At 42.9% G+C, this 19,223-nt stretch carries 19 protein-coding genes; 16 read left to right on the top strand and 3 right to left on the bottom strand.

The genetic code is table 11. The features are described 5' to 3' along the window. Positions 1–100 precede the first annotated feature (100 nt). The 7 genes from NST65_RS12270 to yajC all read left to right on the top strand — a co-directional run bounded on the left by NST65_RS12270 (position 101) and on the right by yajC (position 5,118). Entirely contained in the window at positions 101–601 is a 501-nt protein-coding gene (locus tag NST65_RS12270) for an intercompartmental signaling factor BofC (protein ID WP_046312308.1), read from the top strand. 148 nt (positions 602–749) lie between these two features. After that, entirely contained in the window at positions 750–1,355 is a 606-nt protein-coding gene (gene ruvA / locus NST65_RS12265; RefSeq protein WP_024423144.1) for a Holliday junction branch migration protein RuvA, read from the top strand. Positions 1,356–1,366: 11 nt separating this feature from the next. Then, on the top strand, positions 1,367–2,371 hold the full coding sequence (gene ruvB / locus NST65_RS12260) for a Holliday junction branch migration DNA helicase RuvB (RefSeq protein ID WP_024423143.1): 1,005 nt from the start codon (positions 1,367–1,369) through the stop codon (positions 2,369–2,371). Continuing rightward, positions 2,364–2,564 carry a DUF2905 domain-containing protein gene (locus NST65_RS12255; RefSeq protein ID WP_012010741.1) on the top strand — a complete coding sequence of 67 codons (201 nt, stop codon included), beginning with the start codon at positions 2,364–2,366 and terminating at the stop codon, positions 2,562–2,564. The genes ruvB and NST65_RS12255 overlap by 8 nt, the downstream gene beginning before the upstream one ends. 34 nt (positions 2,565–2,598) lie before the next feature. After that, entirely contained in the window at positions 2,599–3,627 is a 1,029-nt protein-coding gene (queA, locus tag NST65_RS12250) for a tRNA preQ1(34) S-adenosylmethionine ribosyltransferase-isomerase QueA (RefSeq protein ID WP_034279883.1), read from the top strand. Between the two features lie 31 nt (positions 3,628–3,658). Next, positions 3,659–4,804: a tRNA guanosine(34) transglycosylase Tgt gene (tgt, locus tag NST65_RS12245; protein WP_024423141.1), complete on the top strand. Its 1,146-nt coding sequence runs from the start codon at positions 3,659–3,661 to the stop codon at positions 4,802–4,804. Between the two features lie 47 nt (positions 4,805–4,851). Beyond that, positions 4,852–5,118, top strand: a complete 267-nt coding sequence (yajC, locus tag NST65_RS12240; RefSeq protein WP_008360993.1) for a preprotein translocase subunit YajC — start codon at positions 4,852–4,854, stop codon at positions 5,116–5,118. Positions 5,119–5,167: 49 nt separating this feature from the next. On the opposite strand, the gene NST65_RS12235 is transcribed toward yajC, so the two are convergent. Continuing rightward, positions 5,168–5,545: a TIGR04086 family membrane protein gene (locus NST65_RS12235; protein ID WP_034279887.1), complete on the bottom strand. Its 378-nt coding sequence runs from the start codon at positions 5,543–5,545 to the stop codon at positions 5,168–5,170. A 152-nt stretch (positions 5,546–5,697) separates the two neighbouring features. Between NST65_RS12235 and NST65_RS12230 the strand changes: the two genes are divergently transcribed. Next, positions 5,698–6,360, top strand: a complete 663-nt coding sequence (locus tag NST65_RS12230; RefSeq protein WP_034279889.1) for a DUF421 domain-containing protein — start codon at positions 5,698–5,700, stop codon at positions 6,358–6,360. Position 6,361: 1 nt separating this feature from the next. Here NST65_RS12230 and spoVB read toward each other — a convergent pair whose 3' ends face one another. Further along, positions 6,362–7,912 (bottom strand): stage V sporulation protein B, encoded by a 1,551-nt coding sequence (gene spoVB, locus NST65_RS12225; RefSeq protein ID WP_046311918.1) that lies wholly within the window; start codon positions 7,910–7,912, stop codon positions 6,362–6,364. Between the two features lie 116 nt (positions 7,913–8,028). On the opposite strand from spoVB, the gene NST65_RS12220 reads away from it, so the two are divergent. From NST65_RS12220 to dtd, 8 genes are all read left to right on the top strand, one after another. Further along, on the top strand, positions 8,029–8,325 hold the full coding sequence (locus NST65_RS12220) for a post-transcriptional regulator (RefSeq protein WP_003216788.1): 297 nt from the start codon (positions 8,029–8,031) through the stop codon (positions 8,323–8,325). A 41-nt stretch (positions 8,326–8,366) separates the two neighbouring features. After that, positions 8,367–10,595: a protein translocase subunit SecDF gene (secDF, locus tag NST65_RS12215; protein WP_034279892.1), complete on the top strand. Its 2,229-nt coding sequence runs from the start codon at positions 8,367–8,369 to the stop codon at positions 10,593–10,595. 186 nt (positions 10,596–10,781) lie between these two features. After that, positions 10,782–11,270: a cation:proton antiporter regulatory subunit gene (locus NST65_RS12210; RefSeq protein WP_041115109.1), complete on the top strand. Its 489-nt coding sequence runs from the start codon at positions 10,782–10,784 to the stop codon at positions 11,268–11,270. Between the two features lie 101 nt (positions 11,271–11,371). After that, positions 11,372–11,722 (top strand): lipopolysaccharide assembly protein LapA domain-containing protein, encoded by a 351-nt coding sequence (locus NST65_RS12205; RefSeq protein ID WP_111926395.1) that lies wholly within the window; start codon positions 11,372–11,374, stop codon positions 11,720–11,722. Positions 11,723–11,803: 81 nt separating this feature from the next. After that, complete coding sequence (gene recJ / locus NST65_RS12200) at positions 11,804–14,128, top strand: single-stranded-DNA-specific exonuclease RecJ (protein ID WP_111926397.1); 2,325 nt, start codon at positions 11,804–11,806, stop codon at positions 14,126–14,128. A 23-nt stretch (positions 14,129–14,151) separates the two neighbouring features. Further along, positions 14,152–14,664, top strand: coding sequence for an adenine phosphoribosyltransferase (locus tag NST65_RS12195; protein ID WP_034279900.1), 513 nt, complete (start codon positions 14,152–14,154; stop codon positions 14,662–14,664). Positions 14,665–14,805: 141 nt separating this feature from the next. Further along, on the top strand, positions 14,806–17,016 hold the full coding sequence (locus NST65_RS12190; RefSeq protein WP_034279902.1) for a bifunctional (p)ppGpp synthetase/guanosine-3',5'-bis(diphosphate) 3'-pyrophosphohydrolase: 2,211 nt from the start codon (positions 14,806–14,808) through the stop codon (positions 17,014–17,016). 18 nt (positions 17,017–17,034) lie between these two features. After that, positions 17,035–17,478, top strand: a complete 444-nt coding sequence (gene dtd / locus NST65_RS12185; RefSeq protein ID WP_034279904.1) for a D-aminoacyl-tRNA deacylase — start codon at positions 17,035–17,037, stop codon at positions 17,476–17,478. 97 nt (positions 17,479–17,575) lie between these two features. Here dtd and NST65_RS12180 read toward each other — a convergent pair whose 3' ends face one another. Beyond that, a complete protein-coding gene (locus NST65_RS12180; protein WP_111926399.1) occupies positions 17,576–19,156 on the bottom strand; it encodes an SH3 domain-containing protein in 1,581 nt (526 codons plus the stop codon). Positions 19,157–19,223 lie beyond the last annotated feature (67 nt).

Genomic DNA, 19,223 nt, shown 5'->3' with positions numbered 1-19,223 from the left:
TTGAATGATCGATTTGGTTAATGTTTAGAAAAATGGGTCAAACTACATATGTCATGCATCGATCTCATGTTCTAAAGAGGTGTAAATAGTGAAAGTGAAGATGAAATGTTTCGTTACAGGACTTATCATGACAAGTGTGCTTTTTTTTGCTGCGGATATGGAAGGGAAAGAACACTTGCAAAAGCAGTCAAACTCTATTACCGTCCAGCTTGAAAAAGTCTATCTAGACGGCGATGTGAGTATTGAAAGACACCGGGCATCATTAGAAGACAAAGACACATTCTGGGCGCAGTATAAAGGCTGGACGCTCGTAGAACAAAAAGAGGATTTTGCCCTTTTTAGAAAGCAAATTGATGATATCTCTCCATTAAGTAAAGCAAATGGATATATCGGATTATCAGAGGACGGTGTGATTTCTACGTTTCATGGAAGGCCTGACGGCTGGGCGGAGCCTATTCATCTCTTTTTTCAAATTGATACGTCCCGTTTAGAAAGTCATGTGGAAAAGCAGCTTGAGCAAGGCATTCCTTTTCGAACAAAGGATGAATTTGAGCATGTGCTTGAAGTCATGAAGCCTTATCGAAATGAAGTATCGTTTTAAAGCGTGTAACAGCTTGCTGGTGTGAAGGCCACAAGCTGTTTTTCGTGGTTTCATCATAAAAATGTACTGAGCGAACGTATGTTAACTTTTATTGCGGTTTTCTCTTCGATTTATGTTACAATGAAGAACAGTCAAAGAGGTGAAAACGGTGATAGAGTTTGTAAAAGGGACCATTGATTATGTGTGCCCGCAATATGTTGTCATTGAAAACGGCGGAGTGGGATATCAAGTCTATACCCCAAACCCGTTTATCTATCGAGTAAATAAACAAGAAACGATTTATACGTATCATTACATAAAGGAAGACGCCTTTTCGTTATACGGTTTTCAAACACGAGAAGAAAAAGCGCTGTTCACAAAACTGTTAAATGTCACAGGAATTGGGCCAAAGGGCGCACTCGCCATTCTTGCTTCCGGGGATCCTGGCGCTGTCATTTCAGCGATAGAACGTGAAGATGAAGCGTTCCTGATTAAATTCCCTGGTGTGGGCAAAAAAACAGCACGCCAAATCATTCTGGATCTAAAAGGCAAACTTGCAGATGTGGTACCAGAAATGATTGGCAACTTATTTAATCACGAGGACCACATTCAGGTCGAAACGCAGCAAACTGCATTAGATGAAGCGCTTGAAGCCTTAAGTGTCCTTGGATACGGTGATCGTGAAATCAAAAAGGTTCTTCCATTATTAAAAGAAGAAAAGAATCTCACAACCGATCAATATGTGAAAAAAGCTTTACAAAAAATGTTGAAATAGGGTGATGTCTCATGGATGAACGGCTCGTCTCAACTGAAGCAGACAACCATGAATCAGCCATTGAGCAAAGTCTGCGGCCACAGACACTTAGCCAATATATCGGTCAGCAAAAAGTAAAGGATAACCTCAGCGTATTTATTGAAGCTGCCCGCATGAGGCAGGAAACGCTTGATCACGTCCTTTTATATGGACCTCCTGGACTTGGGAAAACAACGCTTGCGTCGATCATTGCCAATGAAATGAATGTTCAGCTGCGTACAACGTCAGGACCAGCGATTGAACGTCCTGGTGATTTGGCGGCCATCTTAACATCTCTTGAGCCAGGTGATGTATTGTTTATTGATGAAATTCACCGCTTGCAGCGTTCAATTGAAGAAGTGCTGTACCCAGCAATGGAGGACTTTTGTTTAGATATTGTCATTGGAAAAGGAGATACAGCACGCTCTGTGCGGCTTGATTTACCGCCATTTACGCTTGTAGGTGCAACAACCCGTGTCGGGCTGTTAACAGCACCGCTTCGTGACAGGTTTGGGGTACATGCAAGATTGGAATACTATGAACAAAGAGATTTGGCTCACATTGTGGCAAGAACAGCCGAGCTGTTTGAGATTGGGATCGATATTCGCTCTGCTGAAGAGATTGCGAGACGTTCCCGGGGAACACCGAGGGTTGCCAATCGTTTGCTCAGAAGAGTAAGAGATTTTGCGCAGGTGCTTGGGAATCATGCCATTACGCAGGATATTGCGGAAGATGCCCTAGAGCGTCTTCAAGTCGACAGGCTTGGCCTTGATCATATAGACCATAAGCTGCTTTTAAGTATGATCGAAAAATTTAGAGGCGGTCCTGTTGGGCTTGATACGATCTCAGCGACAATTGGAGAAGAATCACATACGATTGAAGATGTGTACGAACCGTACTTACTGCAAATTGGTTTCCTGCAAAGAACACCAAGAGGGCGGGTCGTCACAAGAGAAGCGTATGAACATTTTCAAATGGAGGTTCCGATTCGTGACTGAATTCCCTAAAATATTAATGATTTTAGGTGGTGTCCTTTTTGCCGCAGGATTAGTATTTCAATTGGTTGGTAAGCTTCCAGGTGATATTTTTGTGAAAAAAGGAAATGTAACGTTCTTTTTTCCTGTCATTACATGCATTGTCATTAGCATCGTGCTAACCATATTACTTAATATCTTTGGACGGATGAAATAACGTTAACTAGTTAACTACAGAATAGGTGAAGGAAATGAAGCTAGAACTATTTGATTTTGATTTACCAGAAAGATTGATTGCACAAGTGCCGCTTGAAAAAAGAGATGCATCAAGACTGATGGTCTTAAACAAACAAACGGGTGCGATTACACATGATACATTCTCACAAATCATCAATTATTTTCAAAAGGGTGATTGTCTCGTTCTAAACAATACGCGCGTTCTGCCTGCACGTCTGTTTGGTATGAAAGAGGATACAGGTGCCAAAGTAGAGCTGCTTCTATTGAAACAAGAAGAGGGAGACAACTGGGAAACACTTGTCAAACCAGCCAAACGGGTGAAAAAAGGGACGGTTATCACGTTTGGTGATGGACGGCTCAAAGCAGTATGCACAGAGGAAATGGAACATGGCGGAAGAAAAGTCGAGTTTCAATATACAGGCATTTTTTATGAAGTGCTTGAATCCCTTGGTGAAATGCCGCTGCCTCCATATATTAAAGAGCAGCTTGACGACCGTGAACGCTATCAAACCGTTTATTCAAAAGAGGTTGGCTCCGCTGCTGCGCCAACTGCCGGTCTCCACTTTACAACCGAGCTGCTGGATGCGCTGAAAGCGAAAGGTGTACACATTGCTTTCATTACGCTGCACGTAGGGCTTGGCACATTTCGTCCGGTAAGTGCAGAACGTATTGAAGAACACGAAATGCACGCAGAGTTTTATGAAATGAATGAAGAAACAGCTGATGAGCTTAACCGCATTCGCAAGGAAGGCGGGCGGATTATTTCAGTCGGCACAACGTCAACAAGAACGCTTGAAACCATTGCAAGTGCACATGATGGTGAGTTCAAAGCCTCAAGCGGCTGGACGTCGATCTTTATTTACCCTGGCTACACATTCAAGGCAATTGACGGCATGATCACGAATTTCCATCTGCCAAAATCCTCGTTAATTATGCTTGTCAGCGCATTAGCTGGACGAGAGCACGTACTTAAAGCGTACAATGAGGCTGTTAAAGAGGAATACCGATTCTTCAGCTTTGGCGATGCCATGCTGATTCAATAACATCATACAACAAAGACAGGAGGGCTCATTTTTGTCGCAATTACCGATACGTTATGAGTTCATTAAATCATGCAAACAGACAGGTGCACGTCTTGGCCGCGTTCATACACCGCACGGCTCCTTTGAAACACCTGTATTTATGCCAGTAGGTACACTGGCTACAGTCAAAACAATGGCGCCTGAAGAATTAAAGGCTATGGATGCAGGCATCATCTTAAGCAATACGTACCACCTATGGCTCCGTCCAGGTCACGATATCGTAAAGGAAGCAGGCGGTCTGCACAAATTTATGAACTGGGATCGAGCAATCCTAACAGATTCAGGCGGATTCCAAGTTTTTTCATTGAGTGAATTTAGAAAAATTGAAGAAGAAGGCGTTCACTTCCGTAATCATTTAAACGGAGACAAGCTGTTCCTATCTCCTGAAAAAGCCATGGACATCCAAAATGCACTTGGCTCTGATATTATGATGGCATTTGATGAATGCCCGCCGTATCCTGCAGAGTACGATTATATGAAACGTTCTGTGGAGCGGACAAGCAGATGGGCAGAGCGATGTCTAACAGCGCACCAGCGTCCTGAAGATCAAGGGCTGTTTGGGATTGTCCAAGGCGGAGAATACGAAGAGCTTCGAAAACAAAGTGCAAAAGACCTTGTTTCACTTGATTTCCCAGGTTACGCCATCGGAGGCTTATCTGTAGGGGAACCAAAAGATGTGATGAATCGTGTACTAGAGTTCACAACACCATTTTTACCGGCAGACAAGCCGAGGTACCTAATGGGTGTCGGCTCACCAGACTCCTTAATTGACGGCGCCATTCGCGGTGTAGATATGTTTGACTGCGTACTGCCGACGCGAATTGCAAGAAACGGCACCTTGATGACAAGTGAAGGCCGTCTTGTTGTGAAAAATGCAAAATATGAGCGTGACTTTAGACCAATCGATGAAAACTGTGACTGCTATACATGTAAAAACTATACACGCGCCTATATTAGACATCTCATCAGAACAAATGAAACGTTCGGAATTCGATTAACAACTTATCATAATCTTCATTTTCTGTTAAAATTAATGGAGCAAGTGAGAGAAGCTATCCGTGAGGATCGTTTAGGTGATTTTAAAGAAGAGTTTTTTGAGCGTTACGGCTTTAACAAACCGAATGCGAAAAACTTTTAACGCATAAACGAAAGGCTTTACAATGCTTTAGAAAGGGGTGAAATAGAATGGATGGTGGTATGGGTTCAATCATTATGATTGTTGTCATGTTTGCTGTGCTTTACTTCTTGTTAATCCGTCCACAGCAAAAGCAACAGAAAGCTGTGCGTCAGATGCAGCAATCTTTATCAAAAGGCGATAAAATCGTCACAATCGGTGGTTTACACGGTGAAATCGACTCAATTGATGAATCAAAAGTGGTCATCAAAACAAGCGAAAACAACCGTTTAACTTTCGATCGTCGTGCTATTAGAGAATTAGCTGACAAAGGCTAATCCTCTGATACATAGCCATAAAAAAAAGAGCGATATAACCGCTCTTTTTTTATTTGCCTCGAAGATTGACGCCAATCATTCCCCCCAGCATACAAATGCCTAAAAATGCTCCATGATAGATAAACTGCTCTGGTGAAAACGTTTTTCCAAATCCCAAATATTGAAATAGAAATACAGTGAGGGAAAAAATGATAGACGTGACCGCACCAATCAGCCAGCCACGCTCCTTTGCTTTCCCTCCAGAAATGATGCCTCCTAATAAAAGGGCAGCAAAGGACAAAATCATAATCATCCATTTAAATGATGTTTCCTGCATACTTGTGAATGTAAGCATGAGCGACACAAGTAAACTTGTGACAACCATCACGACAAAAATGGCAATTAAGCCGGATAAAATGCCTTTTCCAATATGTTTCGTTTCCTGCATGTAGATTCGTCTCCTCTCCAATTGAACGAAGCTTGTCTTTTACTAAAATGTATTCACAGTGAAGAAAAAATAGACATGTTTCAGACGTTTCTTTTCTACATAAATAAAGTGTTTTGACACAAGCTATGTTGGAGAAGGAGGGTTTACATCACATGCAGGATATCTTGATCATTTCCATGAGAACCATCATTTTATATTTTCTTATTTGGTTTATATTTCGCTTAATGGGCAAAAGGGAAATTGGCGAGCTGAGCATTTTAGATCTAGTCATTTTTATGATGATCGCAGAAATTGCGGTTCTCGCCATAGAAGAAGTAGAGGATCACATGTTACATACGGTATGGCCAATCCTGCTGTTAACCTTCATTCAAATCACACTTGCTTACCTCTCATTGAAATTCCAAGGCGTCCGGCGCTTTCTTGACGGCAAACCGGCCCTGCTCATCATCAATGGGAAAATAGACGAGGGTGCAATGAGAAAACAGCGATACAATTTTGATGACCTTCTCATTCAATTAAGAGAAAATAACATCGACAGCATTCAGGATGTCTCTTACGCCATTTTAGAGCCGTCTGGAAAGCTCGCCGTTGTCGAAAAAGAAAACAAGCGCAAACATGCAGCGCTTGAGCTTCCACTTGTTGCAGACGGTGTCGTGCAGCATGACCACCTTAAGCAAATCAATCAAAATGAACAGTGGCTGAAAGATGAGCTTGCTAAAAGAGGCTATCATGATATCGATCAAATCTCTTACTGCAGCTTTAATCAAAAAACATTTTATATTGATTTGAAAGATGAAGTGATCAAAAAGAGATGAGCTAAAACAGCTTCCCAATGAACGGGATGCGGCGCAGCTCTTCTCGTTTCACTAGCCCTAGGCAGATTAATAGAATGACATAGAGCGTGCACGTAACAAAAATGAGCGTCACAAGTTCAATAGGAGCAGAAAAGAGTCCGTCTACTTGAGATTTCAGCCAAAGGCTGACAGCCCCTGTACCGATAATCACAAGGACGCATAGTCCATATTCCTTTAATGGTAAATGAATAGGCAGCACCTTTCCGACAGTTGCCGCATGGAGCAGCGTGACAAGGATGATGCCGATTAAGATCGCAAGTGCTGCGCCCATAATGCCAAAGCCAGGCTGGGAAGCAAGGACAAAAATCATCCCTGTTTTCACAATTGCACCTATCAGGCTGTTGGTCATCGCCGCACCAGCTAAATTGAGTGCTTGAAGCACGGCTTGAAGGGGCCCTTGAAAATAATAAAGAAGGAAAAATGGCGCCATGAATTTCACATAAATGGCCGCGTGCGATGAACCATACATAAAGAGCGTTAAATCTTCTGCGTAAACGAAAAGAATAATACATGAAATGCCTCCGCTGAGTAAACAAAGGCGCATCGCCTGCTTCAGCCGGTATTCGACCGTTTTACGTTTGTTCTGCTCCATTCCTTCACTGATCGCCGGAACTAATGCAGTGGAGAGTGAATACGTAATAAAACTAGGCAGTGTCAAAAGGGTCAGGGCAAGACCAGTCAACTCCCCGTACTGCCTTGTCGCCTCTACAGCTGCATAACCAGCAATGGCAAGACTTTGCGCGACAACAATCGGCTCTAAAAACCACGAAATATTCCCGATAAAACGGCTGCCTGTTGTTGGCAGGGCAATGCTCATCAGCTGTTTAAACGTGTCCTTCCCGTCATGAATCGCCTTAAAAAATCGTTTTCGAATACGAATCGTCTTTTTATAGCGGAAGGCGATCAGTAAGTAAGCAAGTGAAATCATCTCTCCAATCACAGATGAAATCATCGCACCTGCTGCCGCATATTCAATCCCGTAAGGAAGGAAAGCCGTTGTACATACTGCCACTAGTGAAATTCTTGCGACCTGCTCCAGAACTTGAGACATCGCAAGCGGGCTCATCTGCTGTCTGCCCTGGAAATAGCCTCTTAACACACTGGAAATGGCGATGACTGGTACGACGGGTGTAATGGCAAGCAGTGGATAGACCGTTCTAGGATCAGTCAGCATATTTTCTGCCATGATGGGCGCAAACCATAAAAAGAGCGGCGTGAATATCAGGCTGAGTGTTCCTGTTATCGCAAGGGACATGACCAGAATACGTTTTGTTTTCTGTTTGTCACCCCGGGCTTCTGCTTCTGCGACAAGCTTACTAATGGCGACAGGCAGTCCGAATTGTGTGAGCGTCACGGCGAGAAAAAAGGTAGGTGCAGCCATCATATAAAGCCCGACCCCTTCTTCGCCAATGAACCTCGCAATGACAATTCGATTGACAAAACCCAATATTCTCGTGATAAAACCTGCTAAAATTAAAATAATGGTCCCCTTTAAAAACGTTTGCTTCGTCAAATCACAGATCACCTGCCTTCTCAAACGACATAGAATCATATACAATAAGATATGCGTGTATATCGTCCAAGCATGACAAGTCTCTCGATAAAAAACTGAAAAGGGGGAGCTACGCAATGACACAACACCCAGCTGCTATATACAAAGACCATTTAAAGCCTTTTCTGTTCAGTAAGCTTGAAGAATTCATCGTTTTGGGCTATAAAGATGTAGATTTAGAGGAATTATGGTCATACTTAGAGAATAAGAAGTGGAAGAAAAAACAAGAGTATCCGATTCATGAAATGGTTGCAGATATTTTATCTGTGAAAATAGGCGAATTTATGAACTATGCAACCGTTCAGTCGTTTAAAACGTCTGCTTTTTTGGACAGTGAAGATGGCAAGAATATGCTTGATGAACTGTTGAAATAAGCCATCTTAATGGATTCAGGTGTTTAAGGAGGAAATACATAATGAAAAAAGGGCGCATTCTTGCGTTTTTCTTAGTGGTTCTGTTAATCGGAACTGGCGTGGGCTTACTGACAAAGCCTGTTGCGAAAGATATGACGCTAGGGCTGGATTTACAGGGTGGATTTGAAGTCCTGTATGATGTACATCCAGTGAAAAAAGAGGACAAGATCACAAATAGTGTTCTCGTTAGTACGGTGGAAGCTCTTAACCGAAGAGCCAATGTGCTAGGTGTAAGTGAGCCGAACATCTCGATTGAAGGCAATAATCGTATCCGTGTGCAGCTTGCAGGGGTAAAAGATCAAAACAGAGCTAGGGAGATTCTTTCCACTGAAGCACAGCTATCATTCAGAGATACGAATGATAAAGAACTTCTTAACGGGGCTGACCTAGTCGAAAACAGTGCAAAACAAACATTCAGTCAAACGAATGAGCCAATTGTGACGGTTAAACTAAAGGATGCGAAAAAATTTGGTGACGTCACAAGAAAAGTAGCGGCGATGGCGCCGAATAACCAGCTTGTCATTTGGCTTGATTATCACAAAGGAGATTCCTTCAAAAAAGAAGTCTCAAAATCAAACCACAAGTATGTATCTGCACCAAATGTGAATCAAGAGATTAACAGCAGTGACGTACAAATTGAAGGGAAATTTACTGTCCAAGAGGCAAAAGACCTCGCAAGTATTTTAAATGCCGGGGCATTGCCAGTAAAATTAACAGAAAAATATTCCACATCTGTGAGTGCACAGTTTGGTGAACAAGCACTGAACGAAACAGTGTTCGCAGGAATTGTAGGAATCGCATTTATCTTCTTATTCATGCTGCTTTATTACCGATTACCTGGTCTTATAGCTGTCATCACACTCTCAGCCTATATCTACATTACGCTGCAAGTGTTTGACTGGATGGGCGCGGTCATGACACTGCCTGGAATTGCCGCACTTATTCTAGGGGTAGGGATGGCTGTTGATGCCAACATTATTACTTATGAGCGGATCAAAGAAGAGCTGAAGCTCGGCAAATCTGTCCGTTCTGCTTTCAGGTCAGGGAACCGCAGATCATTTGCGACCATCTTTGATGCAAACTTAACAAGTATTATTGCCGGCGGAGTGCTGTTCTTCTTCGGGACAAGCTCTGTAAAAGGATTTGCAACAATGCTCATCCTCTCGATTTTAACAAGCTTTATCACGGCTGTATTCCTATCAAGATTCCTTCTTGGACTGCTTGTAGAAAGCCGTGCGCTCGACCGCAAAAAAGGCTGGTTTGGTGTCCGCAAAAAAGACATCATGAGTATCCACGAAACAACAGAAAATACCGAACCGAAAACGCCATTTGATAAATGGGATTTCGTCAGCAAACGTAAAGGCTTTATGATTTTCTCCATAGCTGTTACTATTGCGGGAATCATCGTCCTTTCGATCTTCAAGCTCAATGCTGGTATTGACTTTGCTAGTGGAACGAGAATTGATGTTCAAAGCGATCACAAGCTGACAACTGCACAAGTAGAGCAAGACTTTAAAAAGCTTGGTCTTGAAGCAGACAGTGTTGTGCTGTCGGGGCAAAAAGAAAATCAGGCAGCTGCTCGATTTGTCGGGGTGCCGAACAAAGAAAAAATCGCTGAAGTGAAGGATTACTTCAAAGATAAATACGGCACTGAGCCGAACGTAAGTACAGTATCACCGACTGTCGGAAAAGAACTTGCCCGTAATGCGCTATATGCCGTCATCATTGCTTCCATTGGGATCATTTTATATGTATCCGTCCGTTTTGAGTATAAGATGGCAATTGCGGCGATTATCTCACTGCTGTACGATGCATTCTTTATTGTCGCCTTCTTTAGTATTACGCGCTTAGAGGTGGATGTCACCTTCATTGCCGCGATCCTCACGGTCATTGGGTACTCGATCAACGACACGATCGTTACCTTCGACAGGGTTCGTGAGCAAATGAAGAAACGTAAACCGAAAACCATTGAAGATCTATCGTACATTGTGAACTTAAGCTTACAGCAAACCTTTACGCGATCTGTCAACACGGTGCTGACTGTACTTGTCGTTGTTGTCGCACTGCTTATCTTCGGATCAGCGTCGATTACAAACTTCTCCATCGCCTTACTTGTCGGCTTATTAACAGGGGTGTACTCATCCCTTTATATCGCGGCACAAATTTGGCTGATGTGGAAAGGCCGTGAGCTGAAAAAACCAGCTAAGATTGATACAGATCAAGATATTTAATCTAGAAAGACTGCCTTTTTCGGCAGTCTTTTTCTATCGGTTTTTCTGAAAATAAGATGATTTGAAAAAACATTTCGGGTTTCATTGATCTTGAAATGGTCTTTTGCTATAATGACTTACGTTTAGACCAGTATAGAAAGCAAGTGTCTGTTTAGGCATTTGGCTTTATTCATTGGAGGGGCTGTTATGAAGGTTCGGGAAACTGAACTGCCAGGTATCGGTCATAAAGCCGAAATGATCACAAGAAATAATGAGAAGCTTGCCATCATTACACATGATGACGGCAGAAGAGAAATGTATCATTTTCAGGAGGACGACCATGAAGAAACGATTTCTGGCATCCTGCTAAACGATGAAGAAGCAAGACAAATTGCGGCTATTTTAGGCGGCATGGTCTATAAGCCGAAAGCGCTTGAAACCGTAGAGGTAGCCATTGATGAACTGGTGATTGAATGGTTTAAAATTGAAAAGAATGCACCAGCTGTTCAAAGAAGCATCGGTGACCTCAATGTTCGCCAAAACTATCAAGTAACAGTCATCGCCATTGTGAGAAAATCACATGAGAAGATTTTAAATCCAGGACCAGATACCATCATCGAAGAAGGGGATACCCTTGTCATTTCTGGAGAAAGAAAAGAATTAAAGAATCTGATTAAAGAAAAACTCAGCAGCTGATGATGCCCATGCTGATAGGTTTTCTTCCACTGCTTTCTTTCGGTGTTTAAAAAAGGCAGCGAAAAGGGAAGAATAAAAGAAAAAGCTTGGGGGATATGTAGATGAACAAACAACAATGGACCATCATACTCGCATTTATTTTCGTATTAATTGTCTCAGTATTTGCCGTGATTAATGTACGGCCTGTCGAGGTACACTACTTATTTGGAACGGCTGAATGGCCGCTGATCCTTGTCATTATCGGTTCAGTTTTAATGGGCGGGCTGATTGTGGCATTTGCAGGGATCTTCCAAATTGTGAAACTGAAACGTGAACTAAAAGCATTAAAAGCTGAGCGTGCAGCCGCTGCACCTGCTGCTTCGACGAAAAAGGCAGACAGAGATATTCAAAAGAAATCTCATGTCACGCCTTTAAAAGAACAGCCAGCATCATTTGACCGGAAGGAAAAATAATCTTCCAGCACAATTTCATAAAATAAAAATTGAAACCCCTCAGGCCACTCTAGTATAATAGTGTGGTTGAGGGGTGAATTTATGTTATTATCCAAAATGCGCTGGGAATATGAACATCCAAGCGAAGAAAAAGTGAAATCACTCTCTGAAAATCTGAATATTTCAGCGCTGACTGCATCGCTTCTCGTAAAAAGAGGACTTGAAGAAGTAGAAGAGGCGAGGTCTTTTTTATTTGATCAAAAAGCCGAATTCCATGATCCATTTCTATTAAAAGGAATGAAAGAATCAGTAGAGCGCATCAACAAAGCGATCGAAGAGCAGGAATCGATTGTGATCTTCGGAGACTATGATGCAGATGGTGTGACAAGTACGTCTGTACTTTTACATACATTAAAAGAGCGGTCTGCGATAGTAGACTTTTATATTCCAGATCGATTTAAAGAAGGCTATGGGCCTAATGAACAGGCATTTCGATATATCAAGGAGCAAGGAGCATCGCTTGTCATCACGGTCGATACAGGCATTGCTGCTGTAAATGAAGCACGTATTGCAAAAGAAATAGGGTTAGACCTAATCATTACAGATCACCATGAACCAAGTGAGGAGCTGCCTGAGGCACTTGCTATTGTCCATCCTAAGCAGCCTGGCTGTGAGTATCCCTTTAAAGAACTTGCTGGTGTAGGCGTAGCGTTTAAAGTGGCGCATGCACTGCTTGGGAAGCTGCCAGTTCAGCTGTTAGATCTTGCAGCAATCGGGACAATTGCGGACCTTGTACCGCTTCATGATGAGAATAGGTGGCTCGCCAAAAAAGGCCTTGTGCAGCTTCGGCAGTCGAATAGACCGGGGCTGAAAGCATTATTGAAAGAAGCGGGAGCCACTCTAGAAGAAGCCAATGAGGAAACGGTCGGCTTTCAAATTGCGCCAAGGCTGAATGCTGTAGGACGAATTGAACAGGCAGATCCTGCCGTTCATCTTCTGATGACTGAGGATAAGGATGAAGCAGAAGAGCTCGCTCGTTTTGTACAGGAACTGAATAAAGAACGACAAAAGATTGTCAGTACGATCACAGAAGAAGCCATTCAAATGGTGGAAGAGGCAGGTGATGACCAGTCTGCGATCGTTGTAGCGAAAGCTGGCTGGAATCCGGGCGTTGTCGGAATTGTTGCCTCTAAATTGACGGATACTTTTTCTCGTCCGGCGATTGTGCTTGGAATTGATGAAGAGACGCAAATGGCAAAAGGATCAGCCCGGAGTATTCCTGGCTTCGATCTATTTTTCCATCTAAGCAAATGCCGCGACATCCTGCCGCATTTCGGGGGGCACCCGATGGCAGCAGGGATGACACTTCGAGCGGATGATGTCGCTTTACTAAGGGAAAGATTAAATCAATATGCAAATGAAACATTGACGGAAGAAGATTTTATTCCAATACAGCGGGTCGATGCAGTATGCAAGGTAGACGAATTGACGGTTGAAGCGATTGAGGAAGCGGGGATGCTGTCACCATTCGGTATGTCAAACCCAAAACCGTTCATTATGATTGAAGATGCGAAGCTTGAAGATATCCGAACGATTGGGGCAAATCACAACCATATTAAAATGTCTTTGAAAGACGAAGACAAGCTGCTTGACTGTGTCGGTTTTCACCAAGGGAAATTAAAAGAAGAAATTGTTCCAGGAAGCCGCATTTCCGTGATTGGAGAAATGTCCGTCAATGAATGGAATAACCGGAAGAAGCCCCAGCTGATGCTAAAAGATGCACGAGTTGATGAATGGCAGCTGTTTGATCTGCGCGGGAAAAAGGATTGGGAGAAGAAAGTCTCGACACTTGATTCAGAAAAATCTTTGGTTGTCTGTTTTGATGAAGCAACAAAACAGGACGTCGATATCCCCATTCATCATGTTCATGCAGAAAATGTATCAACGTTTGATGTACAGGGCAAATATGTGGTCTTTGCGGATGTTCCCGCAGATGAGCAATTGCTGAAGCAGCTTTTAGAAAATCAAAAGCCTGCCAGAATTTATACGGTTTTTCAAAGAAAAGAAGATCATTTTATGTCCTCTTTCCCAAGCCGTGACCAATTCAAATGGTTTTATGGGTTCTTGTTTAAACGGGGAAGTTTTCCTATCAAAGAACAAGGAATGGACCTTGCCAAACATAGAGGCTGGACAAAAGATACAATCATTTTTATGACAAAGGTGTTTTTTGAACTCGGTTTTGTTAAAATAGAGAATGGTGTGCTGTCAATAGTACTTGATGCCCCTAAAAAAGATTTAACGGCATCAGCATCCTATACAGCAAAACAACGATTGATGGAACTCGATCAAACACTAACATATTCCTCAGCTAAAGAGCTGAAGGAATGGCTGAATAGCATGATGAGCGAAGTCTCACCTGTGCTTTGACGTACGAGGAGGAAAAGGAAAAGATGGATTTAAAACAATATGTGACAGTTGTACCTGACTACCCAAAGGAAGGTGTACAATTTAAAGATATTACAACGTTAATGGATAAAGGCGAAGTGTACCGTTATGCAACGGATCAAATCGTTGATTACGCGAAGGAAAGAGACATTGATCTCATTGTTGGACCTGAAGCGCGTGGATTCATTATTGGCTGCCCTGTAGCATACGCACTTGGTGTAGGTTTTGCACCGGTTCGTAAAGAAGGAAAGCTTCCTCGTGAAGTCGTTAAAGTCGATTACGGCTTGGAATATGGTAAAGATGTATTAACGATTCATAAAGATGCGATTCGTCCTGGTCAGCGTGTCCTGATTACAGATGACTTACTTGCGACTGGTGGAACAATTGAAGCGTCCATTAAGCTTGTAGAGGAATTAGGCGGCGTTGTGGCAGGGATTGCATTTTTGATTGAACTGACGTATCTGGACGGCAGAAAGAAGCTTGACGGCTACGACATCATGACGTTAATGCAATACTAATGGAGTTTTCGTAAAAAGCACTCAGTAAGAAGGGTGCTTTTTTCCTATCAAAAATCTTTTAGCGGACTTCTTCTCTTTACATCTATCGAATTTTTCTTGATAATAAACTACAATACAGTTTTCATTTAAAAAGGTGATTCCATGGCGAACGAACAAGTTTTAACGGCGCAGCAGGTCATTGACAAAGCAAGAGAATACCTGTCCGCTGAACATATTCAATTTATAGAGCGAGCATATGAATATGCTGAAAATGCACACAAGGAGCAATACCGGAAATCTGGTGAGCCCTATATTATCCATCCAATTCAAGTGGCGGGCATTCTTGTTGATCTTGAAATGGACCCATCAACCATTGCAGGCGGTTTCCTGCACGATGTAGTTGAGGATACAGATGTGACATTACAGGATTTAAAAGAGCATTTTAACGAGGAAGTAGCAATGCTTGTTGATGGTGTCACAAAGCTCGGGAAGATTAAATATAAATCACAAGAAGAACAGCAGGCCGAAAACCATCGAAAAATGTTTGTTGCAATGGCGCAGGATATCCGCGTGATCTTGATTAAGCTGGCAGACCGTCTTCATAATATGAGAACGCTCAAGCATCTTCCGCAGGAAAAGCAGCGGAGAATTTCAAATGAAACACTTGAAATCTTTGCACCGCTTGCGCACAGATTAGGGATTTCAAAGATTAAGTGGGAGCTTGAAGATACAGCACTCCGTTATTTAAATCCGCAGCAATATTACCGGATTGTGAATCTGATGAAGCGCAAACGAGCGGAACGTGAGGAATACTTGGACGAGGTCGTCAATGAAGTGAAAGACCGCGTGTCTGAGGTGAACATCAAGGCTGAATTTTCCGGCAGACCAAAACATATTTATAGTATTTATCGCAAAATGGTCTTGCAAAATAAGCAGTTTAATGAAATTTATGATCTGCTTGCCGTTCGTATTTTGGTTGACAGCATTAAAGACTGTTATGCTGTGCTCGGGATTATCCATACATGCTGGAAGCCGATGCCAGGCAGGTTTAAGGATTATATCGCGATGCCAAAGCCGAACATGTACCAGTCTCTTCATACAACGGTGATTGGACCAAAAGGCGATCCGCTTGAAGTTCAGATCCGTACAGTGGAAATGCATGAAATCGCAGAATACGGGATTGCGGCACACTGGGCATACAAAGAAGGTAAAGAGTCAGCAGAATCAACGGAAGAAGCGGTCTTCCAGAAGAAGCTCTCTTGGTTTAGAGAAATTCTTGAATTTCAAAACGAATCCACAGATGCAGAAGAATTTATGGAGTCGTTAAAGATTGATCTTTTCTCTGATATGGTGTTTGTGTTTACTCCAAAAGGAGACGTCATTGAACTGCCGTCGGGCTCAGTTCCAATTGATTTCTCTTACCGGATTCACTCGGAAATTGGGAATAAAACGATCGGTGCCAAGGTCAATGGCAAGATGGTCACGCTCGATCACAAACTAAAAACAGGTGACATTATTGAAATTCTGACATCAAAGCACAGCTACGGGCCAAGTCAGGATTGGGTCAAGCTTGCCCAAACCTCCCAAGCGAAGCACAAGATCAGACAGTTTTTCAAAAAACAGCGCCGTGAAGAAAATGTCGAAAAAGGCCGAGAGCTCGTGGAAAAAGAAATCAAAAACCTTGAGTTTGATGTCAAAGACATTCTGACCGCTGAAAACCTGCAAAAAGTGGCTGACAAATTTAATTTTTCAAACGAAGAGGACATGTATGCAGCTGTTGGATATAACGGCATTACTGCACTGCAGGTCGCCAATCGTTTAACGGAAAAAGAAAGAAAACAAAGAGATCAAGAAGAGCAAGAGAAAACCGTTCAAGAAGTGACGGTGGAACCGAAGACGTATCACGGGAAAAAACGGGAAGCTGGCGTAAGGGTCAAAGGAATTGATAACCTGCTTGTCCGCTTATCTAAGTGCTGTAATCCTGTTCCTGGCGATAGCATTGTCGGTTTTATTACGAAGGGCCGAGGCGTATCTGTTCACCGCGACGACTGTCCGAACGTGAAGACAGGAGAAGCGCAGGAGCGGTTAATTCCCGTCGAGTGGGAGCATGAGCAGCCTGCTCAAAACCGTAAAGAATACAATGTGGAAATTGAAATATTAGGATATGATAGACGCGGCTTACTTAACGAGGTGCTTCAAGCAGTCAACGAAACCAAAACGAACATCTCCTCTGTTTCTGGGAAGTCTGATCGTAACAAAGTGGCGACGATCCATATGGCGATCTTTATCCAAAATATTAATCACTTGCACAAAGTGGTCGAACGCATTAAACAAATCAAAGACATTTACTCTGTTCGCCGATTCATGAATTAGAAAGGAAGTATATCGTCTATGAGGCTTGTTGTGCAGCGTGTGACAAATGCATCTGTGAAGGTAGAAGAAGAGATCACAGGTGCCATCAACGAAGGATATATGGTGCTTGTTGGTGTCACACACGAAGATACAGAAGAAGATGTGCTTTACTTAGCTGAAAAGCTTGCACATTTACGTATTTTTGAAGATGAAAATGGGAAAATGAATCGTTCATTATTGGACATAAAAGGAAGCGTTCTGTCTGTATCACAATTTACCCTATATGGTGATACGAGAAAGGGCAGACGGCCGAATTTTATGAAAGCCGCCAAGCCGGATGCAGCCAACTCGCTTTATGAATGTTTCAATAAAACCCTTAGAGAAAAAGGCATCCATGTGGAAACTGGCCGTTTTGGTGCGATGATGGACGTGACATTGACAAATTCAGGACCAGTCACGATCTTGATGGACAGCAAAGAATAGATTCTCTTTAGACTGTAGATGAACTCATGCGGGAGTTTGTTTAGAGTCTTTTTCTTTTGCGGATAAACAAAAAAGAGGCGCAGCGGCCTCTTTCTTTTTAACGGAAATATTGTTTTAATCCTTCAGTCATTCCTTCTGTGACTCGTTCTTGGTAAGAGGCGCTATAAATGATCGCTTCCTCCTGAGGATTGCTTAAATACCCGAGTTCATATAAGAGGGAAGGGCGTTTGTTTTCTCTTAAAACAAAGTAATCTCCGAATTTGACACCCTTATCAGGGATTTGAGAGCGTTTTGCAACTTCTGAATGAACGCTTGACGCTAATTGCTGATCTTTTGCTGCTTGATAATAATACGCTGTACTTCCTCTAACACTTTGATCCATAAAACTATCGTAATGAAGACTAATAAATGCATCTGCATTTCGGTAATGAGATGTTGCCACCCTTGATTGAAGGCTGATAAAGGTATCATCACTTCTTGTTAAATATACATTTGCACCAGAAGCCCTTAATTTGCCTGCCAGTAAATTGGCGGTTTTGATGGTGATGTTCTTTTCAAAAGCACCGTCTGCGCCGATTGTGCCGCTGTCTTTTCCGCCATGACCAGGATCAAGAACAATCGTTTTCCCTTTTAAAGAACCAGTTCCAGACGATGAATCGTGCTGAGGTCTTGGCGCGTCGCTGCTATTTTTCTTCGTTTGAACGACCCAGCTCGCCACATAGCCAGTTCCGCCGTTTGATAGTGTCACCTCGTACCAGTCACCTTGCGTCCGAACGATTTGATAGGCAGCTCCTTTTGTTGCTCTTTCTGCAATCCCAGCAGAGGTAGAAGCGCTTTTTCGAATATTGGTGCCATCATAGACAATGTACGCTTTTTGTTCAGAAGCCGAAGAGGATGAACTCTTTTCAGGTGCAGAGCCTGCTCCTTTGCCTGTGACAATGTAATAGCTTGCAACCCAGCCTTTTACGCCTTTCCCCTCAATTTCATACCAGCCGTTCTGCTCTCGCAAAATGGTGATCTGTGTGTTGCGGGCAAGTGAAGCGACGACTTGTGCATTTGGTGCGGCCGATTGCCTTACATTCAAGCTTGATACGCCAACTGTGCCTGTCTGGTTAGAGCGAGAGGACTCGCCGGAGCTTGATTGAGAAGTTTTCTGCCCCTCTGAAACATAATCAGAGTGAACCCAGCCTTCTGCTTGTTTATACGAAATTTTCGTCCATTCGCCGCTTGTCTCGAGCTTTTTAGCGGTAGCACCTTGCGGGAAAGTACCAATCACTTGATAGGAAGTCCCGGGGCCTGTCCGGATGCGAAGGTCGGAAGCTGTTGAAGTAATTGTACTGCCTCCAGCCGTGCTTTGACCTTGCGCCTTTGGCTTCGCGGATTTTTGAGCGCCGGATGATGTGGTAATCAGCCATGAGACGACCCAGCCTTTTTGTCCGTTTGATAATTGGATCTGCACCCATTCTCCTTGTTCAGTGAGAATGGGATAACTTTCGCCGCGTTTCACAACAGCTGCAATTCCATAGCTTAAACCAGGGCCCGTTCTCACATTGATTTCATCTGTTGCGACAACAGCTTGATCTGTTTGTGCTGTAGCATGTGTCATAGGCAAAGAACTCGCGATGAGAACAAAACAAGTAAGCAGCATCATCATTTGATTATGTTTTTTCAGATTCAAAACGGTGTTTTCCCCTCCCTTGTAAAACCGATGAATGTTAATTCGTTATGTAGTGGATGAATTCCTT

The organism is Bacillus sp. FSL P4-0248 (assembly GCF_038593305.1).
Classification (GTDB): Bacteria; Bacillota; Bacilli; order Bacillales; family Bacillaceae; genus Bacillus; species Bacillus safensis.
This window is presented reverse-complemented; position numbering and strand designations above follow the sequence as displayed.